Source organism: Amycolatopsis thermoflava N1165 (assembly GCF_000473265.1).
GTDB lineage: Bacteria > Actinomycetota > Actinomycetes > Mycobacteriales > Pseudonocardiaceae > Amycolatopsis_E > Amycolatopsis_E thermoflava.
Genome location: NZ_KI421511.1, coordinates 6930637 through 6952317, shown reverse-complemented (window position 1 = coordinate 6952317; position 21681 = coordinate 6930637). Strand labels below are relative to the sequence as shown.

Here is a 21681-nt window from a genome sequence, read left to right as displayed (position 1 = left end):
GGCCGCTCACCGTGCCGCGTCTTCGTCGTGGAAGTCCTCTTCCAGCTGCTCCGGGCTGTAGTCCAGATCGATCTGGCGCACCGGCATCCCCCGCGCCGACTCGATCGCTTTGAGGCGGCGCATCGCGTGGTCGGCCGCGTACTCCATGACCCCGTCCAGCCGCAAGTCGAACGGGTCGCCGTCGAGCTTCTTCGTGGTCCACTCGATCTGCGCGATGGCGTGCGGTAACAGCGCCTGCATCTCGTCCTGCACGACCTGCCAGTTCGCATCGTCAGCCGCGACGTGGCGGCGGCAGGTGAACGTGCCCCACGCCATGTGCCGCCGTTCGTCGTCGCCGATGCGGCGGATCAGCTCCTGCATCCCGGGCAGGATGCCGTGCGCGCGGCAGGCCCGGTTCCACACGAAGTACCCGGTCAGCGCGAGCACGCCCTCGACGACGTGGTTGTAGACCACCGAGGCGCGGACCTGGTTGGCCGGGCAGGGATCGTGCTTGAGCCGCTCCAGTGCCGTGGGCAGGGCATCGTAGAAGATCGCACGGTAGCCGGGGTTGTCCTCGACGTGCTCGTGCAGGTTCCCGGTGACTCCGACGGCGTCCAGCCACAGCCGGAAGACCTGCGTGTGCTTGGCCTCCTCGAAGCAGAACTGGGTCAGGTACATCTCGTCGGCGAACCGGCCTTCCGCGGCCATCGCGGACAGGAACGGCTGGATGTCGTGCGTGACGGCCTCCTCGCCGCCGGCGAACTGCGCGCACAGCATCGTCGCGGCGAACCGCTGCGCGTCCGACAGCGCCGCCCAGTCCCGCGCGTCCTGGCCGAAGTCGATGTCGGCCGGGTTCCAGAACTTCGCGTTGCCCTTGGCGAACAGGCGCAGCGGCAGGACGTCCCAGTTGAGGCCGCCGGCGCGCAGCGCGGTGAACTCCTCGCGGATGGTGGTGGTCACTCAAGCCCTCCCGGGTTGCACAGGTACGTCGAGCCAGGCCGGATCGGCGGCGGTGGACGCGAAACCAAGCCGCCCGCCGCCGGAGTTCCAGTCCAGGAACAGCGGGTCCTTGGAGTCGATGACGAGCGCGAGGTGGTGGCCCGCGGCGACGGTGTACGCGGTGGGGGTGAACACGAAGTCGGCCGGCAACGGCTGTCCGGGCGTGGCGGTCTTCCAGCTGTAGGGCAGGTAGCTGATCAGGCTGCCCATGCCGATCGGGTCGACGTCGTAGACGTAGGCGACCGCGGTGCCGGTCGCGGCGGGCGGGATCACGGTCAGGTGCGCGTGCATCGAGCCGCGGATCTCGACCGGTTCGCCCGTGGGCGCCTGGTTCCACACCGCGCCACTGCCCGGGTCCACCTGGGGCAGGAAGATGTTCGGCGGGTTGCCGGTCATCGCCTCCAGGCTGTAGGTCGCCAGCGGCACGCCGCCGTCGGCGACGGTGTCCCGGTTCGCCGCCACGCTGCGGCTCCACGCGGCGGGCTGGTCCTGCAGGGTGTCGGCGCCGAGGTAGGCACGCCTCGGCTCGCCCAGCACATCGTCCCAAGTGGACCGATACGCCGGTTGCTGCATCCCGGGGCGGGCGCGGGTGACGACCGGCGGTTCGCCTGCGATCGAGGTTTCGGTGCCCGCCACGTGGGCGTCGAACCAGCGGTAGACCGAGGTCCACGTGTCGCTGGGCAGCCCGAGCAGGCCGCCGGATTCGGTGGCCGCGTGGTCGCCGGGCACGAACTCGGCGCGCTTCGGCACGGTCAGGCGCTGGAAGAACTCGGCCATCTGGCCCGGCGGGAACATCGTCTCGCTCCACGTCTGGATGGCCAGCACCGCAGGCCGGTTCGCGTTGATGCGGTCCAGGTACGTCGCGGGCGAGCGGGGCCGGGACCACTCGATCACGGCCGCCGAGTCGGCGTCGGAGATGCGTGGTTCCAGGTAGGTCCGCAGCATGGCGTCGGTTTCCGCGCTGAGCGTGCCGTTCGCCTTGCCGGACAGGTAGAGCACCAGGCCGGCGAGGCCGTGCCGGGTGTCGTTCGTGCTCAGCGAGGCGACCAGGTCGGCCCACCCGCTCAGCGAGGCCACGGCCCGGATCCGCGGGTCGAAACCGGAAGCGATCAACGCGATCCCGGCGCCGTAGGACACGCCGCCGACTCCGATGTGGGACGGATCCGCGTCGGTGTTGCGCAGCGCCCAGTCGATCACCGCCGTGACGTCGCTGATGTCCTCCGGCCCGGCGACCTCGACCTCGCCCGTCGATTCGCCGAAACCCCGTGCGCCGTAGGACACGACCACGTAGCCGCGGTTCGCCAGGTCCCGTGCCGGAACGATGTTCTGCGTCCGGCCGCCGCCCCACGCTCCGATGAGGACGGCCAGCGGGTGGGGACCCGGCGACGACGGCTCCATCACCATCGAACCGAGCGCGACCCCGTCGGCCGCGTGGATGTCCAGGAACTGCGTGCCGAAACCCCCGGCGGCGGTGGACACTCCCGGAAGGACGGTCCCCAGCAACGCGAGAACGACGGCGGTCACGCGGTGTTTCATCGGGCCGACGCTAACGATCAAACCCTTGCCGTTCAATGGATCCACCCGGCTTTGTCACGTGCGTCAGGGATCGGCGCGGCCGGATGCTCACGACGGCGCGATGGCCACCAGTTCGCCGCGCCCAGCCGGACCATGACGGCGGGCACGAGCAGGCAGCGGATCACGACCGCGTCCAGCAGGACCGCGACGGTCAGCCCGACGCCGGCTTCACGCACGACCCGGCTGTCCACGAACGCGAACGCCGCGAACACCAGCGCCATGATCAATGCGACCGCGGTGATGGTGCGCCCGGTCGAGACGAGCCCGTCGACGATCGCGGTGCACGTGCGGCCGGTGCGGCGCCACTCCTCCTGGATGCGGGAGATCAGGAAGACCTCGTAGTCCATCGACAGCCCGAAGAGGCCCGCGAACAGGAACACCGGCAGGTACGGCTCGATCGGGCCGCCGAACACCGCCACCACCACGCCGATCGTCGCGCCCGCGGTGAGCAAATTCATCACCGCCGCGGTCAGCGGGATCAGCACGCTGCGGAACACCATTGCCAGCAGCAGCACGGAAATCGCCACGACGGCGGCGAGGAAGAGCGGCAAGCGGCTGGTCACCGCGGCCGAGAAGTCGGTCTGCACGGCGACCGCGCCACCGACGTGCCAGCCGGGGCCCGCAACCTCCCGCAGCCATCCCACGAGTTCCGCGGTGGCCGGATCGTCCGGCCCGGTGTGAGGCGTGACGGTCGGGACCGGTCCCGGCGAGACGTCCGCTCTGGTGGCCACGATCTCGCGCAGGGCATCGGCGGCCACTGGATCGGGCCGCTCGGCAACGAGGACCAGCTGGCCGTTCGCGCCAGGGCCGAACCCCTCGGCGAGCAGCGTGTCGGCGACCTTCGTCGGGCTGCCGGGCGGATCGTGGCCGGTGCCGGGCACGCCCAGCCGCAGTCCCAGCGCCGGCGCCGCCAGCACCACGATGACCAGCACCGCGCCGATCGCGTAGGGCGCAGGCCGCCGGGTGACCGAGCGCGCCAGCCCGGCCCAGCCGCGGCCGGGCGCGGAATGCCGGGGCAGCTTCCGCATGCCGGTGAACCGCAGCAGCGCCGGGAGCAGCGTGAGCGCCGCGAGCATGGTGAGGCCTACCGACACCGCGGAGGTGATGGCGATGCCGTTCAGGAACGCCATGCCGACGGTGAACATCCCGGCCAGCGACAGGCACACCGTGACCCCGGCGAACACCACGCTGCGGCCCGAGGTGTCGGCCGCGCGTTCCAGCGCCGCACCCGGTGGCAGGCCTTCGCGCAGCCCCTGCCGGTAGCGGGTGAGCACGAACAACGCATAGTCAATACCGACGCCGAGGCCGAGCAGCGCGGCGATCTCGGTGCTGATCTTCGGCACGGTCAGCAGGTGCGACAGCAGCACGACCACGGCCAGCGCGGACCCGACCGACACCGCCGCGGTGAACACCGGCAGCACCACGCAGGTGAGCGAGCCGAACGTGATCAGCAGAACGATCGCGGCCGCGATCAGGCCGATGCCGGCGTTGCCGAGGTTGGGCGCGCCGACCGTCATCGCCGCAAGCTGCCCCGAGACGCCGACGGTCAGGTTGTCCGTTCGCGCGGTTTCGACGAGTTCCCCGGCCAGTTCGGGGCCGAGCTGGTCGGCGGGGGCGTCGAAGCTGACGACGATCACCGCGGTTCGCCGGTCGGCCGACACCAGTTCCGGCGCGGCGTACAGCGAAACCACTTGGCTGACGTGGTCCAAATCGGACAATTTGCGGAGCAGCGGTTCGATCTGGTCCCTGGCCGCGTCGATCGTGCCGGTGGTGGTGATGACCACGCGTTCGGTGTCGCCCTTGGGCAACAGCTCTGCGGCGCTCGTGCTGTCCGCGGCAGGCAACGCGACCGTGTCCCGGTACGCGGCGCCGGCGTGTTGCGCGGCGAGCACGAGACCGGCGAGGGCGAGCAACCACAACGCGATCACCCAGGGCGCATGCCGGAAGCACCGTGACGCGAGTCCTGCCATCCACCTCCTCCCAACCTGGCCGGAGCGCCAAGCTAACAACGGCGTCCGCGCGGGAACAGGGGTGACGGGGTTTTTCGCTTGCCGGTGACACATTTTCCGCGGCGGGTGCGTTCAGCCGTGACAGTGTCGGCGGGCGAGCGTTGCGTGGTGTGGGCGGATGTGCGTTGATTCGGGACATGGCGACCGGTCAGGCACGGCGACTGTGGCTCTCGCTGCCCGCGGAGCTCGCCCGGCGGTTCCGCCCGCACGCGGACCGGCTGGCGACGAAGATCCTCGACGAGATCCAGCACGCGGTGCCCGAGTACGCGAAGCCGCTGGAGGGGCAGTTCGGCGAGGTGATCGTGCGGGCGATCGAACAGGCGGTGCTGAGTTGCCTGGACAGCATCGAGGACACACGGTCCACACCGGACCGTTGGGGCAAGTTGTTCCACGAGGTGGGCAAGCGCGTGTACCACGACGGCGGGAGCCTGAACTCGTTGCAGGCGGCGTACCGCGCGGGTGGCCAGGCGGCTTGGCGGTACGTGTCGAGCTTCGGCCAGTCGATGCGGTTGCCGGTGCCGATGCTGTGCGTGAGCGCGGAGGCGATTTTCGCGTACGTGGACGAGATCTCGTCGTACTCCGTGGAGGGTTACACGCTGGCCCAGGCGCGCGCGACGGGCACGCTGGAACGGCGGCGACGCCGGCTGCTGGAGCTGATCCTGGCCACGCCACCATCATCGCCCGCGGCGGTCGCGTCGATGGCGAAGGCAGCGCAGTGGACGTTGCCCGAGTGGGTCACCGTGGTCGCGCTGGAGCCGCTGACGGAGGAGCAGTTCGCCCCCACCCTCGGCGACGACGTGTTGCTGGACCTGGAAGGTGCCGAGCCGTGCCTGATCACCCCGGACCCGTCCCGGGATCTGCCGGAGATGCCCCACTGGCGGGCGGCTGTGGGCCCCCGGGTGCGGATCTCGGACGCCGCAACGTCCCTCCACTGTGCGAGGCGCACGCTGGAACTGGCGCGCGGTGGCGTGATCCCGGAAGCACAGGTGGTGCACGCGGCGGACCACCTGACGGCGCTGTGGTTGCTGCAGGAACGCTTCCTGCTGGACGAGTTGTCGGCCCGGGTGCTGGCCCCGTTCGCGTCCCTGACGGCTAAGCAGCAGCTACGGCTGGCCGAGACGCTCCTGGCGTGGCTCAAGTGCAACGGAAGCACGCTGGAAATCGCGCGGTTGCTGGACATCCACCCGCAAACGGTGCGCTACCGGGTGGCACAGCTGACGGAGCTGTTCGGGGCCCGCCTGGGAGACCCCCAGGAGCGGCTGAAGATGCAAATCACGCTGGAAGCGCACCACTTGCTCGGCACGAAGCCGGAGTAGCCGGGTGATAACGGGTTAACGCCGGCCGCAGTAGCTGCGACTGACAGGCATGAAGGCGCGCGTCGCCGGGTTGGTGGCAGCTGTGGTCCTCGCCGTGAGTGCCTGCGGCGAGAAGCCTGCCGCGCCTCCGCCCACGTCCGCGCCGTCCACCAGTTCGCCGTCGGCGGCGACCTCGCCGCCCTCGCCGGTCCCGGTCACACCATCGCCGAGCACGTCCACCCGCCTGACGACCAAGCGCTCGCCGCGTGCGGACAGCGGGCCCGGCTGCGGCCAGCGGGCCGTGAACGCGGGCCGGTTCAACCCGAAATGCCCCGAGTACCAGGGCTACCTCGACCCGGGCGGCCCAGGCCGCGGCAAGACCTCGGGCGACTTGCAGCGCGAGTACGCCTGCGAGCAGGGCTACCTGCCGAAGAGCGAGTGCTGACTACTCCTCCAGCTGCTCCAGCTCCTCGCGCAGCAGGTCCCGCTGCGAGGGCGTCAGGCGGCGCAACTGCAGGTCCAGCACCGCCCGCGCCTGCAGCTCGCTGACGCCGAGCACCTGCTGCACCGCGACCTGCGGGTCCGTCGCCTCCCACAGGGCGTCGACCAGGTCGTGGCGCTGGTCGTAGATCGTCAGCAGCCCGCGCAGCACCGTGGCGCGGTCCTCCCGCGCCCGCCGCCCCCGGGTGCGGAAGAGCGCCGTCCGCAGGGTGGACTTCCCGAACAGCAGACAGGGCGGCTGGGGACGCCGGTGTGCGGTTCCACTGCGGGAACATCTTCGAGGTGTCCCTCCGCGGCGGGTACGACCTGGTCTACGCCTCCGGGTGCTTCCACCACCTGCCGCCGCACCGGCGGCTGAGCAGATCACGGTTGGCGATATGTCGACCGCATCCACGTCGAAGCCCTGGGCAGCCAGGTACCGCGCGTTGCGCCCCGGCCCGCAGCCCACGTCCAGCGCGCGCCCCGGCGGGATCAGGCCGCCCTCGATCCAGGCGACCAGATTCTCGTCCGGCTTGTCCACCCCGAACGGCACGTCCCGGTCCGCGTAGAAGCCGTCCCACCCGCCTCCGCGAACCCCCGGCGCCACCATCCCGTCCAGCAGCCGGAGCACGTCCTCGGTCGAGCGGATCTCCCGGCTCACCGGTACCTCCTGAAGCAGCGTGGACGGGCGGATGCGCGCGGGCAGCAACGCGGCGAGACCGTCATGCCCGGACTCTGTCAGCGGCGCCCCCGCTTCGGCAAGGCCGCCACGCCCGCCTCGGCCACCTCGGTGTCCTGCTCGACCGAACCGGCGCTGACCCCGATCGCCCCGACCACCTCCCGGCCACGCACCAGCGGGATCCCGCCGCCGAAGATGACCAGCCCGCCGTTGGTCACCTCGATCCCGTACAGCGGCGCACCGGGCGCCGCCGCCTCGCCCAGCTGGGCCGTCGTCATCTTCAGCAGCGCGGCCGTGCGCGCCTTGCGGATCGCGATGTCGATGCTGCCGAGGATCGCGCCGTCCTGCCGGGCGAACGCGATCAGGTGCCCGCCGTCGTCGACGACGGCCACGTTCATCGGCTGCTCGATCTCCTCGGCCTTCGCCAGCGCGGCTTCGAGAACCGGCTGCGCATCGGCCAGTGCGAGACGTGGTGCCACGTTTTCTCCTTCACTTGAGCGGAATTCCGACGACCATGCGGGCCGCGTTGTGTCCGAGCACCCGCGCGCGGGACAGCGGCCCGGTCAGGGCGGGCGAACCAGCCGGGCGCTTGGCGTGGTGGACGCACACCTCGTCCGCCACCCCGATCCCGACATCCAAAGAGGACAGGCAGGCCGCCGCGTACCCCAGCACGAGCGCGTCCCCTCCGGACACCTCCTCGACCACCAGCGGCACGCCCTCCTCCTCCAGCCCGGCCCGGATCTCCCGCAGCACGGGCGACTTCGCGTCCAAGCACCGCAGCACCACCGCCGGCCCCCGCATCAGCCCGCCGTTTCCAGCGACACGTCCAGCGCGTGGCTCGCGACCAGCCCGGTCGCCACCGCGTTGCGCGGCCCCTCGCTGCCGCGCACGTTGCCCGTGCCGCACACGATCCCCATCCCGGCCACCGCTTCCGCGATCATGTCCGGGATCTCGAAGTCCAGCGCGGACCCGCCGAGCACCACGACGAACCCGATCTGCCGCAGGTTCCCGCCCGGCGCGACCTGCTCCAGCGCCCGCAACGCGTTGACCACGAACACCTTGTGCTTCGCCGAGCGCCGCACCTGGCGGATCTTCTCCAGGTTGTGCCGGGTGGGCACCGGCCGCATCCCGGCGTCGGACAACACGACCACCCGCGCGAACGCCTCCGCCGGCAGTGGCTCGTCGAAGAACCGCGCGGTGCCGTCCTCCATCCGCACGTGGAAGAAGCTCTCGGCCTTGGCCAGCGGGTACTTCTTGATGTCCTCGGCCAGCTCCCGGTTGTCCAGGCCCAGCTCGGAGTCGATCAGCTTCGTCACCAGGTCGCCCGCCCCGGCCAGGTGCACCGACCGCACCACCCCGTCCCCGGCCACCGCGGCGTCGGTGGAGCCACCGCCGAGGTCGAGGATCGCGACCGGCCGCCCGGTGCCCGGTGTGGTCAGCGCGCCGAGCACCGCCATGTCGGCCTCGACCCCGCCGATCAGCACCTCGACCCCCAGCGCCTCACGCAGCTTCTCGGCGAGCAGCCGCATCGGGCCGCGGCTGGTACGCACCATCGCGGCCAGCGCGACCGCGTTCTCCAGCGCGAACTCCCCGGCGAGCGCGCCGGTCACCTCCTGCGGCACGAACGTGTCGACGGCCAGCACGTCCTGGATCCGCACCGCGCCCACGGCGGTGCCGGTCAGCTCGGACATCGTGTCACGCACCCGCGCCAGCATGCCGCCGACGTGGGTGCCCGCCTCGCCGGTGGCGTCGGTCAACGGCCGGACCCGGCGCAGGGTCGCCATGATCTCCGCGGCACCGGCGTCGATCTCCACCGACCGCTTGACCTGCTCACCGATCAACGTCAGGTTCCCGGCCGGAATGCGCCGCCCGGTGATGTCCCCGCTCGGCGTGCGCACGACGACCGCGGACCGGTTGCCGACCAGGGCCCGCGCGACCGGCGCGATCATCCGCGTCTGCTCGGCGTCGAGGTCGAAGACGGTCGCGATGCCGTAGGAGTTCGACAGGGTCCGGATGGTCCGGCCAGGCTCGGCCACCTCGACCGCGGCCGGCATGCCGAGCGGCACCTTCTCCACCAGCGTGACCTCGTCGACCACCGGGATCGGCGCCGACAACCGGTTCGCGATCAGTGTCGCGTCGTCGGCGAGCACGATCGCGCCGGTGACCTCGACGCCACGCGCGACGGCCTTGTTGATGCCCGCCGCCGCGTCCTCGAAGTCCACACCGGACCCGACCACGCAGATCACCTTCGCGCCCGGCGCGCAGTCCGGCAGCGATCCAAAAGCGACGGTCTCGCCGACGCCGAGTCCCGCGCCGCCGGGCGTGTCCGGGTTGTGCCCGATCATCGTCGACTCGGTCACGATCGTCTCGGTGATCGTCTCCATCGCCAGCCCGCTGATCACCGGCGTGGCCTCGTTGACCAGCACCGCGCTCAGCTCGCGCACCGGCCGCCCCGCGGACGACAGCGCCCGCCGCACGACCTCGACGACCCCGGGCACGTTGTCGGTGGTGCCCTTCACCCCGGACGTCGGCGTGAGCGCCCCGGACAGGTACGTCACGCGCCCGCCCGGACCGATCTCCGCGACACAGGCCTCCGTGGTCGAGTTCCCGATGTCGACGCCAACCACGAGCGCCATCGCGATCAGCCCGCGTCGGCCAGCTGGATCCGCACGTCCAGCTCGACGGGTCCGGCGCCGGGCACCACGAACTCGGTCTCCTTGATGTGCAGCAACGCCGCCTTCGCCTGCCAGCGCGGGCGGGCCATGAAGTCGTTGCGCGCGGGCACCGGCTCCGGCGACTCGCCCTTGGCGTAGCGGGCGGCGTTGCGGCCGACCTTGCGGAAGGTCTCCAGGTCCATCAGCGGCGCCTGCGGGAACAGCTCCAGATTGGACAGTCGCACCAGGTCCTTCTGGTGGATCATCGTGGTACCCCGGGACAGCACACCGACCGCGATGCCCGAACCGGACAGCTTCGCCGCCGCATGGGCGATCACCGCGAGGTCCGAGCCGCCGCGGAACCGGATCACCCGCGCGTGCACGCCCTGCTCCTCGATGCCGGCGAGCAGCTCGCGCAGCACCTCCGCGTGCGGGATGTCCACGATGGTCTTGGTGAAGAAGTCGCCGAACGCGGGCGACAACCCGATGACCACCTCGTCGCTGCGCGTGCCCGGCCCGGCGGGCCCGCGCTCGTCGAGGGTGAGCGTGCGCCGGCTGCCCACACTGGTGTCCGTCATGGCACTCCTCCTCAGACGACTTCCTGCTCCGGGTTCTGCGCGCTCACCACGTGGCGCAGACGCTTCATCTCTTCCCAGCGCGCCCCGGTCGGCCGGTAGCCGCTGCCCGGGCCCGCGTAGTCGTTGACGTCGTTGATCGCGGACAGCGTCTCCAGCTCGGGCGTCAGGATGGCCGACGTGTGCAGCAGGTCCCCGGACACGCGCTGCCGCAGCACCGCCAGCAACGACTCGGCCATGTCGGTGAACCCCGCGCCGTCCAGGGCCTTCACGATGTCCACCCCGGTCACGCCGCGGTCCATCACCGACTGCGCCGCCTTCAGGTCCTCCAGCACGTCCCGCAGCGGCAGGTCCTTGCTGCCGTGCGCGTAGGTGACCGCCTCGACCTCCTTGTCGGTGATCGGCGGCAGGTCGAGCTGGGCGAACACGCCCTGCAGTGCGCGGGCGGCGCGGTTGCGGGCGGCGAGGATCTCCGCCTCCGGCACGTGCCGCAGTCCGCCGTCGACCTGGAGGTCGCGCTGCAGCACGTTCCAGTCGTCGTAGTCCTCGGCATCCACATTGGATCCGGCGAACATGTTGTCGTAGTTCGGCGTCGAGGAGTAGCCCGAGCAGACGAAGTCGGTGCCGGGCAGCAGCTGCGGCAGCAGGCGCGCGACGCGGCGCATGTCCGAGTGCGAGAACGACTGGTCGTTGCCGGAGGCGCACTCGAGGTCGACCATGCTCGCGATCAGGTTCTCCGCGAGCACCGCGCGGATCCCGGCGGGCACCGCGCCGGGCACGCCGATGCAGCTGATCGACCCGTTCTGCAGGCCCTGCACCCCGGCGCCCTTGGTCACCAGGATGCAGCGGATCTCCAGGTACAGCATGGACTTGCCCTCGGCGTTGCCCATCTGCACCTCCGACCCGGTGCCCGAGGTGAACCGCATCTTGATGCCGCGCGAGGCGTAGGCCGAGGCGAGGAACGCCTTGGACCACGGCGTGTCGTCGCCGTCGCAGAACACCGGCTCCGTGCCGTACACCGAGATCGTCTCGGCGTACGCGGTGATCCCGCGCATGCCCAGCTCCAGCTCGGTGGCCTCTTCGAGCGCGCACTGGGTCAGCACGCCCGGGGTCCCGGCCTGGGCGCCGACCTGCAGCGCGATCGCCACCAGCGGCGCGTACCGCACGACACCGAGCGTGGTCTCCAGCTCGCGGAACCCGCGCAGCGAGGCTTCCGCGGCGTCGGCGGCGACCTGCACCGGGTTGTCCCGCGCGCTGGTCGCGTGCGCCTGGTTCGCCGGTGTGCGGCGGGCGCGCATCTTCTGCAGCGCCATCATCATCTCGACCACGTTCATGGTCTTGACGACCTCGAGCAGCTTCGCCGGGGTGAGCCCGCGGGTCAGGGCGAGCACGTCCTGCCGGGTGGCGCGCGGGTCGACCAGCAGGTGCGCGATCTCCACCGCGGGGACCGCCATCGCGTGCTCGGTGGCCTCGACGTCGATGGCGTGGTCGGCGATGAACTGGTCGAGGAAGTCGAACTCGGCCCGCGGCTTGCCGTCCATCTCGACGATCACGCCGTCCTCGACGCGCACGCCCGGCTCCGGGTCGTACGGGCTGTCCATCGCGACCATGCCGACCTCGGGCCACTCCTCGACGAACCCGTCGAGGTTGACCGGCCGCCGCTCCAGAGCCTCGGTCCGCTTCGACCGTCGTGCGCCCGTCATCGGCCGTCCTCCCGTGCCAGGATGTCGCGTCGTTCGTAGACGTCGGCGGCCTCGCGGACGAGCTGCGCGCACAGCGTCGCGGAGTACTTCGACTCCAGTTCGTCGGCGATCTCGCCGAGCTGTTCCTTGGTGGAGGCGCGCGGCCGGAGCGAGTTGTAGATCGACAGCACCAGCTCGTCGGGCAGCGCGGTCAGCTCCGCCGCGCGGCGGAAGTTCTGGGCGAGCTGCGGGCGGCCGACGCGCTCGGCGATCTGGGCCTGCAGGCGCAGGGTCTCCGGCGCGATGCGCAGGTCCTCGGGCGCGACCTCACCGGCGAGCACGGCCGCCATGGTGAGCTCGTCGAGGCGTTTTCCGGTCGGGGTCTTCAGCAGTTCGGGGCGCCGCGCCGCGAGCGGGTAGTCCCGGCCCGGGTCGAGGTCCACCTGGCTCGGAGTAGTCACGGGCCGGACCGTAAGCGGCGTCACGTTGCATCAACGTTGCACTTCGCGGCTCGAGGTGAGTGGCCAATCGGCTCGGCGAACTCCCACTCGAATGGGCCAACGGGCCGCAGCCGCCCCAGCGTGTTGGCACCCCGCCGCGGTCATCCCCGGCACCGTGATGGCCCCTTGCGGTGGCCTGCTCGCCGCTCCCGGCGGCGTGTTCGCCGCGCCGGGCGCCGTGTTGGTCCCTCCCGGCACCACCCCTGCCCTCCCCGGCGGGCGCGGCGGCCACTCCCGCCGGGAGCCGAACACCCGGGCGAACCGCGGCCAACCCAGCGGCGCAACGTCGGTGCAACCCGCGGCTTCGCAACCTGTGCGGCATCCGTACTGCGTCAAGGAGGACCCAGTGACCGATGTGGCACCCCTGCGCCGGCCCGCCGGCCTGCACCGGTTGACCGGCGGCCGCGGCGACCTGCTCGCCGAGTTCTTCGGCACGTTCCTGCTCATCGCCCTCGGCGACGGCTGCGTGGCGATGGCCGTCGCGGGCCTGCCCGGCTCCGGGCGCACCGCCGGCGCCACCACGATCTTCCAGGGCACCGGCGACTGGCTGCTGATCGTGTGGGGCTGGGCCTTCGCCGTGGCCTTCGCGGTCTACGTGGCCGGCGGCGTCAGCGGGGCGCACCTCAACCCCGCCGTCACGCTCGCGATGGCCGTGCGGCGGCGGTTCCCGTGGCGCAAGGTGCCCGGCTACTGGGGCGCGCAGCTGGCCGGCGCGTTCACCGGCGCCGCGCTCGTGTACGCCGTCTACCGCCCGGCGATCAGCGCGTTCGACGCCGCGGCCGGGACGCCGAAGAGCGAGACGACGTTCTCGATCTTCGCGACCGTCCCGGCGCCGTACTTCGCCAGCTGGTTCGGCCCGCTGCTGGACCAGGTCGTCGGCACGGCGGTGCTGCTCGTGGTGGTGCTCGCCCTGATCGACGCCCGCAACAAGGCGGTCTCCCCGAAGATGGGGCCGCTGCTGATCGGCTTCACGGTTGCCGCGATCGGGCTGTCCTTCGGCGCGAACGCCGGCTACGCGATCAACCCGGCGCGCGACTTCGGCCCGCGGCTGTTCGCGTTCTTCGCCGGCTGGGGTGACACCGCGATGGCGCCCTACCTGTGGGTGCCGATCGTCGGCCCGCTGGTCGGCGCCGTGGTCGGCGCGCTGCTGTACGACTTCTTCATCGGTGATGTGCTGCACGCGCGGCAGGTCGCCGAGGAGAAGTTCGTCGGCTAGTCCTCGCCGAGCAGCCACTCCAGGCGGGCCGACGCCACGGCCCGCCTGGGGTCGTCGGCAGGCAGGCGGCGGGTGAGGTGCTCGAACACCTCGACGTCGTCCCGGCCCGTCTCGCTCTGCGCGAACGTCCACAGCACGTCCGGATCGGGGTGCCCGAGCACGGCGGTGCGCACGGCCGCGACCAGCTGCTCCCGCTCGGCGCGGATGGCGGGCGCGTCCGACCGGCTCAGCAGCGGCGCCGGGCAGGCCGCCACCGCCGCGGCGACATCACCGCTGTTCAACGCCAGCCGCACGCGCAGGAAATCGGCCTTGACCTCGGCTCGCAGCTGGTAGGGCTTGGCTCGCATGACGTCGCCGCCGAGCTGACCGCGCAGCCGGTGGATCTCCGCGCGCACGGTCGTCGGGTTGCCGTCGTCGCCGTAGAGCTGCAACGCCAGCTGCTCGGCGGTCAGCCCGGCGGGGTGCAGCGCGAGCAGGGCGAGGATCTCCGCGCGCCGCAGGGTGAGCGGCAGGGCGCGGCCGTTCATCACCGCGGCCGGGTTGTCGCCGAGGAAGGACAGTTCGAGCGTCGGGCGCCGGGTGGCCGTGGTCGTCCGGAGCCGCAGCAGGTACCCCTCCGGCAGCGGCTCGACGTGCGCCTCCCGGCCGTCGTCGAGCAGCACGCGGTCGGCGTCCACCGCGACCCGCTTCGGCAGCCGCCCGAGCCGGTCGGCCGCGATCACCCGCCCGGTCGGGGTGAGCAGCGCGCCCGGCTCGCCACGCAGCCGCGCGAGGTGCGGCATGTTCTTCGTCAGCAGCTGGCCGTCCAGCCACTCCATCCGCCGCCGCAGGTGGCTCTCGGCGAGTTGCGCGGTGGCGTTGACCAGCGAAACCGTCGCCGGGTGCAGCGTGTCGAGCAGCCCGCTGACGTCGATCGCGCCGAGCAGGTCGCCGGTGTCCGGGTCGTGGATCGGGGCGGCCGCGCAGGTCCAGCCGTGGTAGGTCTTCACCAGGTGCTCGGCCGAGTAGATCTGCACCGGGGCGTCCACGGCGAGCGCGGTGCCCATCGCGTTGGTGCCGATCGCCCGCTCCGACCAGCCGGTCCCCTCGCACAGCCCGACCGGGTCGGCCTGGCTGCACAGGTTGGCGGGCCCCTCCCGCCACAGGATCGTGCCCTCGGCGTCGGTGACGATCATGACGTGCCGCGACTCGTCGGCGATGCTGCCCAGCAGTTCCCGCAGCGTCGGCAGAACGGCGTGCAACGGGTGGGCATCGCGGACGTCGGCGACTTCGTCCGGCGCGTAGACGATCGGCGGACGGAAGTCGTCCGGATTGATGTGCGCGGCGAGTGAGCGTTGCCAGGACTCGGAAATCACCGGACGGGGTGAAAACTGCGCGCGAGCACCACTCAGAGTCGCATCGCGAACCTGTTGCAGCACCTCGAACTGCGCCGCCGGGTCCGACGCCAGGTGCAGCGCCGTCGGGGCGTCGGTCACGGTTTCGGCGTCCATTGAGCACTCCGGCGTCGTCGACGGAACGGGCACCGAAAGCATGCCGGGCGCGTGCCGCGTTCGGCAACCGTTGCAACGACGCTGCAACGTCGCCTTCCCTAGCTTGGCGCCCGGTGCGCCGAAGCCGTTCGCACCGAAGACCGATCCAGGAGGCAGGCTCATGACGAAGTACGCCGCGCCGGGCGAAACCGGCAGCGTCGTCGCGTTCGAACCGCGGTACGACCACTTCATCGGCGGCGAGTACGTCCCGCCGGCGAAGGGCGAGTACTTCGAGAACCCGACGCCGGTCACCGGCAAGACCTTCACCGAGGTCGCGCGCGGGACGGCCGAGGACGTCGACCGCGCGGTCGCCGCCGCCACCGGGGCGGCCGCCGCGTGGGGTCGCACCTCCCCCGCCGAGCGCGCCGCCGTGCTGCTCAAGATCGCCGACCTGATGGAAGCCAACCTCGAGAAGCTCGCGGTCGCCGAGTCGTGGGAGAACGGCAAACCGGTCCGCGAGACCCTGGCCGCCGACATCCCGCTGGCGATCGACCACTTCCGCTACTTCGCCGGCGCCATCCGCGCGCAGGAGGGCGGCATCTCCCAGGTCGACGCGGACACCGTGGCGTACCACTTCCACGAGCCGCTCGGCGTGGTCGCCCAGATCATCCCGTGGAACTTCCCGATCCTGATGGCCACCTGGAAGCTCGCGCCCGCGCTCGCGGCAGGCAACTGCGTGGTACTCAAGCCCGCGGAGCAGACCCCGGCGTCGATCCACGTGCTGCTGAGCCTGATCGCGGACGTCGTCCCGGCCGGCGTCATCAACGTCGTCAACGGCTTCGGTGTCGAGGCGGGCAAGCCACTGGCCCAGCACAAGGGCATCCGCAAGGTCGCCTTCACCGGTGAGACCACCACCGGCCGCCTGATCATGCAGTACGCCAGCGAGAACATCATCCCGGTCACGCTGGAGCTGGGCGGCAAGAGCCCGAACATCTTCTTCGCCGACGTCGCCGCCGAGCAGGACGCGTTCTACGACAAGGCGCAGGAGGGCTTCGCGATGTTCGCCCTCAACCAGGGCGAGGTCTGCACCTGCCCGTCGCGCGCGCTGATCCAGTCGTCCATCTACGACCGGTTCCTCGCCGACGGCGTCGCGCGCGTCGAGAAGATCAAGCAGGGCCACCCGCTGGACACCGACACGATGATCGGCGCGCAGGCCTCGAACGACCAGTTCGAGAAGATCCTTTCCTACATCGACATCGGCAGGCAGGAGGGCGCGCAGGTCCTCACCGGCGGCGGGAAGGCCGACCTCGGTGGCGAGCTGGCCGGCGGCTACTACATCCAGCCGACCGTGTTCGCCGGTGACAACAAGATGCGGATCTTCCAGGAGGAGATCTTCGGCCCGGTCGTGTCGGTGACGAAGTTCGACGACTACGACGACGCCATCAAGATCGCCAACGACACGCTGTACGGGCTGGGCGCGGGTGTCTGGTCGCGCGACGGCAACACCGCGTTCCGCGCCGGACGCGAGATCCAGGCCGGTCGCGTGTGGACGAACTGCTACCACGCCTACCCGGCGCACGCGGCGTTCGGCGGCTACAAGCAGTCCGGCATCGGGCGCGAGACCCACAAGATGATGCTCGACCACTACCAGCAGACGAAGAACCTGCTGGTGTCGTACTCGCCGAACGCGCAGGGGTTCTTCTGATCATGAGCCGGGTGGATCTCACCGACGCCGCCGCGGACCTGCTGCGGCGGCTGACCGGACAGCACGGTCCGCTGATGTTCCACCAGTCCGGTGGGTGTTGTGACGGCAGCGCGCCGATGTGCTACCCGGCCGGGGAGTTCCGCACCGGCGGATCCGACGTGCACCTCGGCGACCTCACGGTCGCCGGGGTGCCGGACCCGATCCCGGTGTGGATGTCGGCCGCGCAGTTCGAGTACTGGCGGCACACGCACCTGACGATCGACGTGGTTCCCGGCCGGGGCAGCGGGTTCTCGCTGGAGGCCCCGGAGGGTGTGCGGTTCCTGATCCGGTCGCGGTTGCTGACCGACGAAGAGTTGTCTGCTTTGGACTGAGAGGACGGGGCATGGGCGGGTACGCCGGCGTCTACGAGGAAAGTCTGCGTGATCCGGAGGGTTTCTGGCTGTCCGCGGCGTCGACGATCAGCTGGACGAGGCAGCCGGACCGCGCGCTGGACGCCGAGTACCCGCCCTGGTACCGGTGGTTCCCCGGCGGCAGGCTGAACACCTGCTACAACGCGCTGGACCGGCACGTCGCCGCCGGTCACGGTGACCGCGTCGCGCTGATCTACGACTCACCGGTCACCGGTTCGTCGGCCCGCTACACCTATGCGGAGTTGCTGGACGAGGTCTCGCGGTTCGCCGGTGCGCTGCGCGGGCTGGGCGTCGAGCGCGGCGACCGGGTGGTGCTCTACCTGCCGATGATCCCGCAGGCCGTGATCGCGATGCTGGCGTGCGCGCGGCTGGGCGCGGTGCATTCGGTGGTGTTCGGCGGGTTCGCGCCGAAGGAGCTGGCGGTGCGGATCGCCGACGCGCGTCCGAAGGTGGTGGTGTGCGGTTCGTGCGGCATCGAGCCGGCGCGGGTGATCGAGTACAAGCCGATCGTGGACGAGGCGATCGCGTTGTCTGGCGAGTCGCCCCAGGTGGTGGTGTTCCAGCGGGATCAGGTGCGGGCTGCGCTACGACCGGGTGAACACGACTGGGCTGACCTGGTGGCGGACGCTTCGCCGGTGTCCTGTGTGGAGGTTGCCGCGACCGACCCGTTGTACGTGCTGTACACGTCCGGCACGACGGGCAAGCCGAAGGGCGTGGTGCGGGACAACGGCGGGCACGCGGTCGCGCTGGCCTGGTCGATGGCGAACATCTACGACATCGGGCCGGGCGAGGTGTGGTGGACCGCGTCCGACGTCGGGTGGGTCGTCGGGCATTCCTACATCGTGTACGGACCGCTGCTGGTCGGGGCGACGACTGTGCTGTACGAAGGGAAACCGGTCGGCACGCCGGACGCCGGCGCGTTCTGGCGCGTGATCTCGACGTACGGGGTGAAGGCGCTGTTCACCGCGCCGACGGCGATGCGGGCGATCAAGAAGGTGGACCCGTCGGGTGAGCTCCTGCGGGACATGCCGACGCTGCGGACGCTGTTCCTGGCCGGCGAGCGGCTGGACCCCGAGACGTACCAGTGGGCGACGGCGCGGCTCGGGGTGCCAGTGGTGGACCACTGGTGGCAGACCGAGACGGGCTGGGCGATCGCGGCCAACCCGCGCGGGCTGGAGCCGCTGCCGCTGAAGCCGGGCTCGCCGAGCGTGCCGATGCCCGGTTACGACGTGCGGATCCTGGCGGAGTCCGGCGAGGAGGTGCCGCGCGGCGCGGAGGGCGCGGTATGCGTCCGGCTGCCGCTGCCGCCGGGCACGCTGCTGGGCTTGTGGAACGACGATTCGCGGTACGTGACGTCGTACCTGTCGCGGTACCCCGGGTACTACCTGACCGGCGACGGTGGATTTGTCGACCAGGACGGGTACCTGTTCGTGATGGGCCGGACCGACGACGTGATCAACGTGGCGGGCCACCGGTTGTCGACGGGCGCGATGGAGGCCGTGCTGGCGGCGCATCCCGCGGTGGCGGAGTGCGCCGTGGTCGGGGTGGCGGACTCGTTGAAGGGCCAGCTGCCGCGGGGTTTCGTCGTCTTGAAGGCCGGTGCGTCCGCGGAGGGCCTGGCGGAGGAGCTGATCGCCGCGGTGCGCCGGGACATCGGCGCGGTGGCGGCGTTCCGCTCGGTCACCGTCGTCGACGCGCTGCCGAAGACGCGATCGGGCAAGATCCTGCGCAAATCGATGCGCGCAATAGCCGAAGGCCGCGCCGAGGCAGTCCCGTCGACGATCGAGGACCCCGCGGTGCTGGAAAAGCTGCGGGAGGTGCTTTCCACAGGCGGCTAGCAGACAGCGCGACAACGGGTGGCGCGCGGTTCACCAGCCGGGACATCGCGGGCAGCAGCAGCGTCCGAAACCAGGCCGGAAAACGTCCTTCCCCACCGCATACTGATCGCGTGCGACTGCGGACCCACATCGCGAACTGACGGCGGCTGGATGTTCACCGAGGACGCCGTGGCCGAACTGTCCTCCGGCAGCTTCGACTGCTACGGACGGGAATTCGCGATCACCTGGTTGACAGGCGACGAGGCGGTCGAGGTCCGCAGGCGGTTCGGCGCCTGAGACCGGAGCCGCTCAGGCCGCCGGGCCGTGTGCGAGGACCCGCACCGTCGTGCGGCCCTTCCGGCTGGTCAGCGAGAGGTCCACCCACGTCGCGTTGTTGGTGCGGTCCGCCTCGGTGAACTGCCCCTGCGCGTCTGCCGTGGCGATGAGCCGGTAGCGGCCGTCGGGGATGCCGGTGATGTCCACGAACTGGTCCGGCAGCGTCGACGCGTACCGGTCCGCCCACCCGACCGACAGCCCCATCGTCACCGTGAGCGAACCGCGGTCCCCGCAACCGCTTTCCGAGTACACTTTGGACCGCGGTGCGCCGGGCAGGGAGCGCCGGTAGGAGCTCGTGTCGTAGAAGCAGAACCCGGCCTTCGCGGCCACGCTCACCACGCCGCCGTCCAGCCGCACGAGCTGGTAGGTCTCGAGGTCGCGGATGTGCCAGTGGTCGTGCCCGTCGCCGCCGTACACGAGCCCGGCCGGCACGCCCACGTCCGCCCGCGAGCCGTCCGCCCGCGAGACCCGCTGCACGACCCGGAACGGCGCGTCCACCGACACGCGGGACGCCTCGACCTCGAACGGACCCCGGCCCACGTTCACGATCGTCGCCGAGAACCGGAGCTGCTGCTGGCCGGCCGGGCTCGTCGTGACCTTCACGTCGGTGAGCGGCGCCATGCCGAGGTCGGGACGCAACTCCTCCTCGGCGGACGCGACCCCGGGGACGAACAGGAGAGCCGCCAGCACGAGCGGCCCGATCCGGCGGAGCACGGTTACCTCCGGCAAGAGTCAGCGGTTGCCGGAGACGCACCCCGCGCTCGGCCACATCGACAGGTCAGTGCCCCCGACGGGGTTCGAACCCGCACTGAATCGATTTTAAGTCGACTGCCTCTGCCGGTTGGGCTACGGGGGCACCGTCAGCCTAGGCGAACGGCACCCGTAGCCCCACCGCAGGTCAGGACTTCGAAGCCCGCGTGAACTCTTCCTTCGGGTTGTTGATCTGCCCCAGCGAGACGACCTCGCGCCGGAACAGGCCGCCCAGCATCCAGTCCAGCAGGATGTGCACCTTGCGGTTGAACGTGGGCATCGCCTTGAGGTGGTAGCCGCGGTGGAAGAGCCAGGCCGGGAAGCCCTTGATCTTCAGGTTCAGCGCGTCCGCGACGCCCTTGTGCAGGCCGAGGCCGGCCACCGCGCCGAGGTTCTTGTGGTAGTAGTCCACCGGCTGGCCGCCGCGCAACGTCTTGATGATGTTCTTCGCCAGGTGCCGCGCCTGCCGGACCGCGTGCTGCGCGTTCGGCGGGCAGGTGGCCGTCGGGTCGCTCTCGGTGCGCGACAGGTCCGGCACCGCGGCGTTGTCGCCCGCGGTCCAGACGTCCGGGTGGCCGACGACCTGCAGCGCGGCGGTCGCCTCGACGCGGCCGCGCTTGTCGATCGGCAGGTCCGAGTTGGCCAGCACCGGGTTGGCCTTCACACCGGCGGTCCAGATGATCGTGTCGCTGTCGAACTCGGTGCCGTCCGAGAGGACCACCCGGCCGTTCTCGAACGACTTCGCCGCGGTCGACAGGTAGACCTCGATGCCGCGCTTCTCCAGCTGCTCGACCGTCCACACGCCGAGCGTCTCGCGCACCTCGGGCAAGATCCGGCCCGCGGCCTCGACGAGCACCCAGCGGATGTCCTCGGGCTGGATGTTCTCGTAGTACCGCGTCGCGAACCGGGTCATGTCCTCGAGCTCGGCCAGCGCCTCGATGCCCGCGAACCCGCCGCCGACGACGGTGAAGGTGAGCAGGCGCTTGCGCAGCTCGGGGTCCAGCGTGCTGGCCGCCTCGTCGAGCTTGGTCAGCACGTGGTTGCGCAGGTAGATGGCCTCACCGATGGTCTTGATGCCGATGCCCTCTTCGGCGAGGCCGGGGATCGGCAGCAGCCGCGGCACGGCGCCGAGCGCGACCACGAGCACGTCGTAGTTCAGCTGCTCGATGTGCCCGTCGGCGGCCTCCACCGTGACGGTCTTGCGCTCGTGCTCGATCTTGTTGACCCGCGCGGTGAGCACGTGGCAACGCTTGAGCACGCGCCGCAGCGGCACCACGACGTGGCGCGGTTCGATGGCCCCAGCCGCCGCTTCCGGCAGGAACGGCTGATAGGTCATGTGCGGCTGAGGGTCGACGATCGTCACGGAGGCTTCGTTGGCGCGGAGCTTCTTCTGGAGTCCCAACGCGGTGTAGAGCCCGACGTAACCGCCACCCAGAATGAGGATCCGAGTCGGTTCCGACTTCGCTGCGGCCATAGACACATCTTCCCACTCCCACCGGCTGGGCGCTCGTAGACCCTCCTCACCTGTGACCAGGGTCGCGGACCAGCGCG

20 protein-coding genes and 1 tRNA gene are annotated in these 21681 nt (G+C 71.0%); 7 read left to right on the top strand and 14 right to left on the bottom strand.

Translation table 11 applies throughout. The features are described from left to right. Positions 1-6 precede the first annotated feature (6 nt). The 3 genes from AMYTH_RS0134575 to AMYTH_RS46300 are packed head-to-tail and all read right to left on the bottom strand — an operon-like array spanning position 7 to position 4523. Positions 7-939 (bottom strand): R2-like ligand-binding oxidase, encoded by a 933-nt coding sequence (locus tag AMYTH_RS0134575; protein ID WP_027934058.1) that lies wholly within the window; start codon positions 937-939, stop codon positions 7-9. Continuing rightward, a complete protein-coding gene (locus AMYTH_RS0134570) occupies positions 940-2514 on the bottom strand; it encodes a CocE/NonD family hydrolase (RefSeq protein ID WP_027934057.1) in 1575 nt (524 codons plus the stop codon). 32 nt (positions 2515-2546) lie between these two features. Continuing rightward, complete coding sequence (locus AMYTH_RS46300; RefSeq protein ID WP_037322915.1) at positions 2547-4523, bottom strand: MMPL family transporter; 1977 nt, start codon at positions 4521-4523, stop codon at positions 2547-2549. A gap of 176 nt (positions 4524-4699) precedes the next feature. Between AMYTH_RS46300 and AMYTH_RS0134560 the strand changes: the two genes are divergently transcribed. Both AMYTH_RS0134560 and AMYTH_RS49245 read left to right on the top strand, forming a co-directional pair. Further along, entirely contained in the window at positions 4700-5878 is a 1179-nt protein-coding gene (locus AMYTH_RS0134560) for a helix-turn-helix domain-containing protein (protein WP_027934056.1), read from the top strand. Between the two features lie 49 nt (positions 5879-5927). Further along, positions 5928-6302 (top strand): hypothetical protein, encoded by a 375-nt coding sequence (locus tag AMYTH_RS49245; RefSeq protein WP_157360710.1) that lies wholly within the window; start codon positions 5928-5930, stop codon positions 6300-6302. On the opposite strand, the gene AMYTH_RS48255 is transcribed toward AMYTH_RS49245, so the two are convergent. From AMYTH_RS48255 to AMYTH_RS0134515, 7 genes are all read right to left on the bottom strand, one after another. Then, positions 6303-6998, bottom strand: a complete 696-nt coding sequence (locus tag AMYTH_RS48255; RefSeq protein WP_084022733.1) for a class I SAM-dependent methyltransferase — start codon at positions 6996-6998, stop codon at positions 6303-6305. It abuts the gene before it with no gap. Between the two features lie 77 nt (positions 6999-7075). Beyond that, complete coding sequence (locus AMYTH_RS0134540) at positions 7076-7495, bottom strand: GlcG/HbpS family heme-binding protein (RefSeq protein ID WP_027934053.1); 420 nt, start codon at positions 7493-7495, stop codon at positions 7076-7078. A 10-nt stretch (positions 7496-7505) separates the two neighbouring features. Continuing rightward, complete coding sequence (locus AMYTH_RS0134535; protein WP_037322914.1) at positions 7506-7817, bottom strand: glycerol dehydratase reactivase beta/small subunit family protein; 312 nt, start codon at positions 7815-7817, stop codon at positions 7506-7508. Continuing rightward, positions 7817-9652, bottom strand: a complete 1836-nt coding sequence (locus AMYTH_RS0134530) for a diol dehydratase reactivase subunit alpha (RefSeq protein WP_027934051.1) — start codon at positions 9650-9652, stop codon at positions 7817-7819. The genes AMYTH_RS0134535 and AMYTH_RS0134530 overlap by 1 nt, the downstream gene beginning before the upstream one ends. A gap of 5 nt (positions 9653-9657) precedes the next feature. Continuing rightward, positions 9658-10248 carry a propanediol/glycerol family dehydratase medium subunit gene (locus AMYTH_RS0134525; RefSeq protein ID WP_020419373.1) on the bottom strand — a complete coding sequence of 197 codons (591 nt, stop codon included), beginning with the start codon at positions 10246-10248 and terminating at the stop codon, positions 9658-9660. Between the two features lie 11 nt (positions 10249-10259). Next, entirely contained in the window at positions 10260-11948 is a 1689-nt protein-coding gene (locus AMYTH_RS0134520; RefSeq protein ID WP_027934050.1) for a propanediol/glycerol family dehydratase large subunit, read from the bottom strand. Beyond that, positions 11945-12388, bottom strand: coding sequence for a diol dehydratase small subunit (locus AMYTH_RS0134515; RefSeq protein WP_223842968.1), 444 nt, complete (start codon positions 12386-12388; stop codon positions 11945-11947). The genes AMYTH_RS0134520 and AMYTH_RS0134515 overlap by 4 nt, the downstream gene beginning before the upstream one ends. Before the next feature lie 385 nt (positions 12389-12773). Here AMYTH_RS0134515 and AMYTH_RS0134510 point away from each other — a divergent pair, with 385 nt between their 5' ends. Continuing rightward, the gene (locus AMYTH_RS0134510; RefSeq protein ID WP_027934049.1) at positions 12774-13643 is read left to right on the top strand and encodes an MIP/aquaporin family protein; all 870 of its coding nucleotides are present in this window, start codon (positions 12774-12776) and stop codon (positions 13641-13643) included. On the opposite strand, the gene AMYTH_RS0134505 is transcribed toward AMYTH_RS0134510, so the two are convergent. Continuing rightward, positions 13640-15133 carry a GAF domain-containing protein gene (locus tag AMYTH_RS0134505; RefSeq protein ID WP_027934048.1) on the bottom strand — a complete coding sequence of 498 codons (1494 nt, stop codon included), beginning with the start codon at positions 15131-15133 and terminating at the stop codon, positions 13640-13642. The two genes, AMYTH_RS0134510 and AMYTH_RS0134505, sit on opposite strands and share 4 nt — an antisense overlap. 160 nt (positions 15134-15293) lie before the next feature. Here AMYTH_RS0134505 and exaC point away from each other — a divergent pair, with 160 nt between their 5' ends. The 4 genes from exaC to AMYTH_RS50975 all read left to right on the top strand — a co-directional run bounded on the left by exaC (position 15294) and on the right by AMYTH_RS50975 (position 19341). After that, entirely contained in the window at positions 15294-16817 is a 1524-nt protein-coding gene (exaC, locus tag AMYTH_RS0134500; protein ID WP_027934047.1) for an acetaldehyde dehydrogenase ExaC, read from the top strand. 2 nt (positions 16818-16819) lie between these two features. Continuing rightward, a complete protein-coding gene (locus tag AMYTH_RS0134495) occupies positions 16820-17188 on the top strand; it encodes a DUF779 domain-containing protein (RefSeq protein ID WP_027934046.1) in 369 nt (122 codons plus the stop codon). 11 nt (positions 17189-17199) lie between these two features. Then, positions 17200-19065: a propionyl-CoA synthetase gene (locus AMYTH_RS0134490; protein ID WP_027934045.1), complete on the top strand. Its 1866-nt coding sequence runs from the start codon at positions 17200-17202 to the stop codon at positions 19063-19065. A gap of 150 nt (positions 19066-19215) precedes the next feature. Next, a complete protein-coding gene (locus AMYTH_RS50975; RefSeq protein ID WP_267283910.1) occupies positions 19216-19341 on the top strand; it encodes a hypothetical protein in 126 nt (41 codons plus the stop codon). 12 nt (positions 19342-19353) lie between these two features. On the opposite strand, the gene AMYTH_RS0134480 is transcribed toward AMYTH_RS50975, so the two are convergent. From AMYTH_RS0134480 to AMYTH_RS0134470, 3 genes are all read right to left on the bottom strand, one after another. Further along, positions 19354-20094 (bottom strand): lysyl oxidase family protein, encoded by a 741-nt coding sequence (locus AMYTH_RS0134480; protein ID WP_027934044.1) that lies wholly within the window; start codon positions 20092-20094, stop codon positions 19354-19356. A 68-nt stretch (positions 20095-20162) separates the two neighbouring features. Continuing rightward, positions 20163-20236 (bottom strand) — tRNA-Leu (locus tag AMYTH_RS0134475). A gap of 42 nt (positions 20237-20278) precedes the next feature. Beyond that, positions 20279-21604 carry an NAD(P)/FAD-dependent oxidoreductase gene (locus AMYTH_RS0134470; RefSeq protein ID WP_017984860.1) on the bottom strand — a complete coding sequence of 442 codons (1326 nt, stop codon included), beginning with the start codon at positions 21602-21604 and terminating at the stop codon, positions 20279-20281. Positions 21605-21681: the final 77 nt, after the last annotated feature.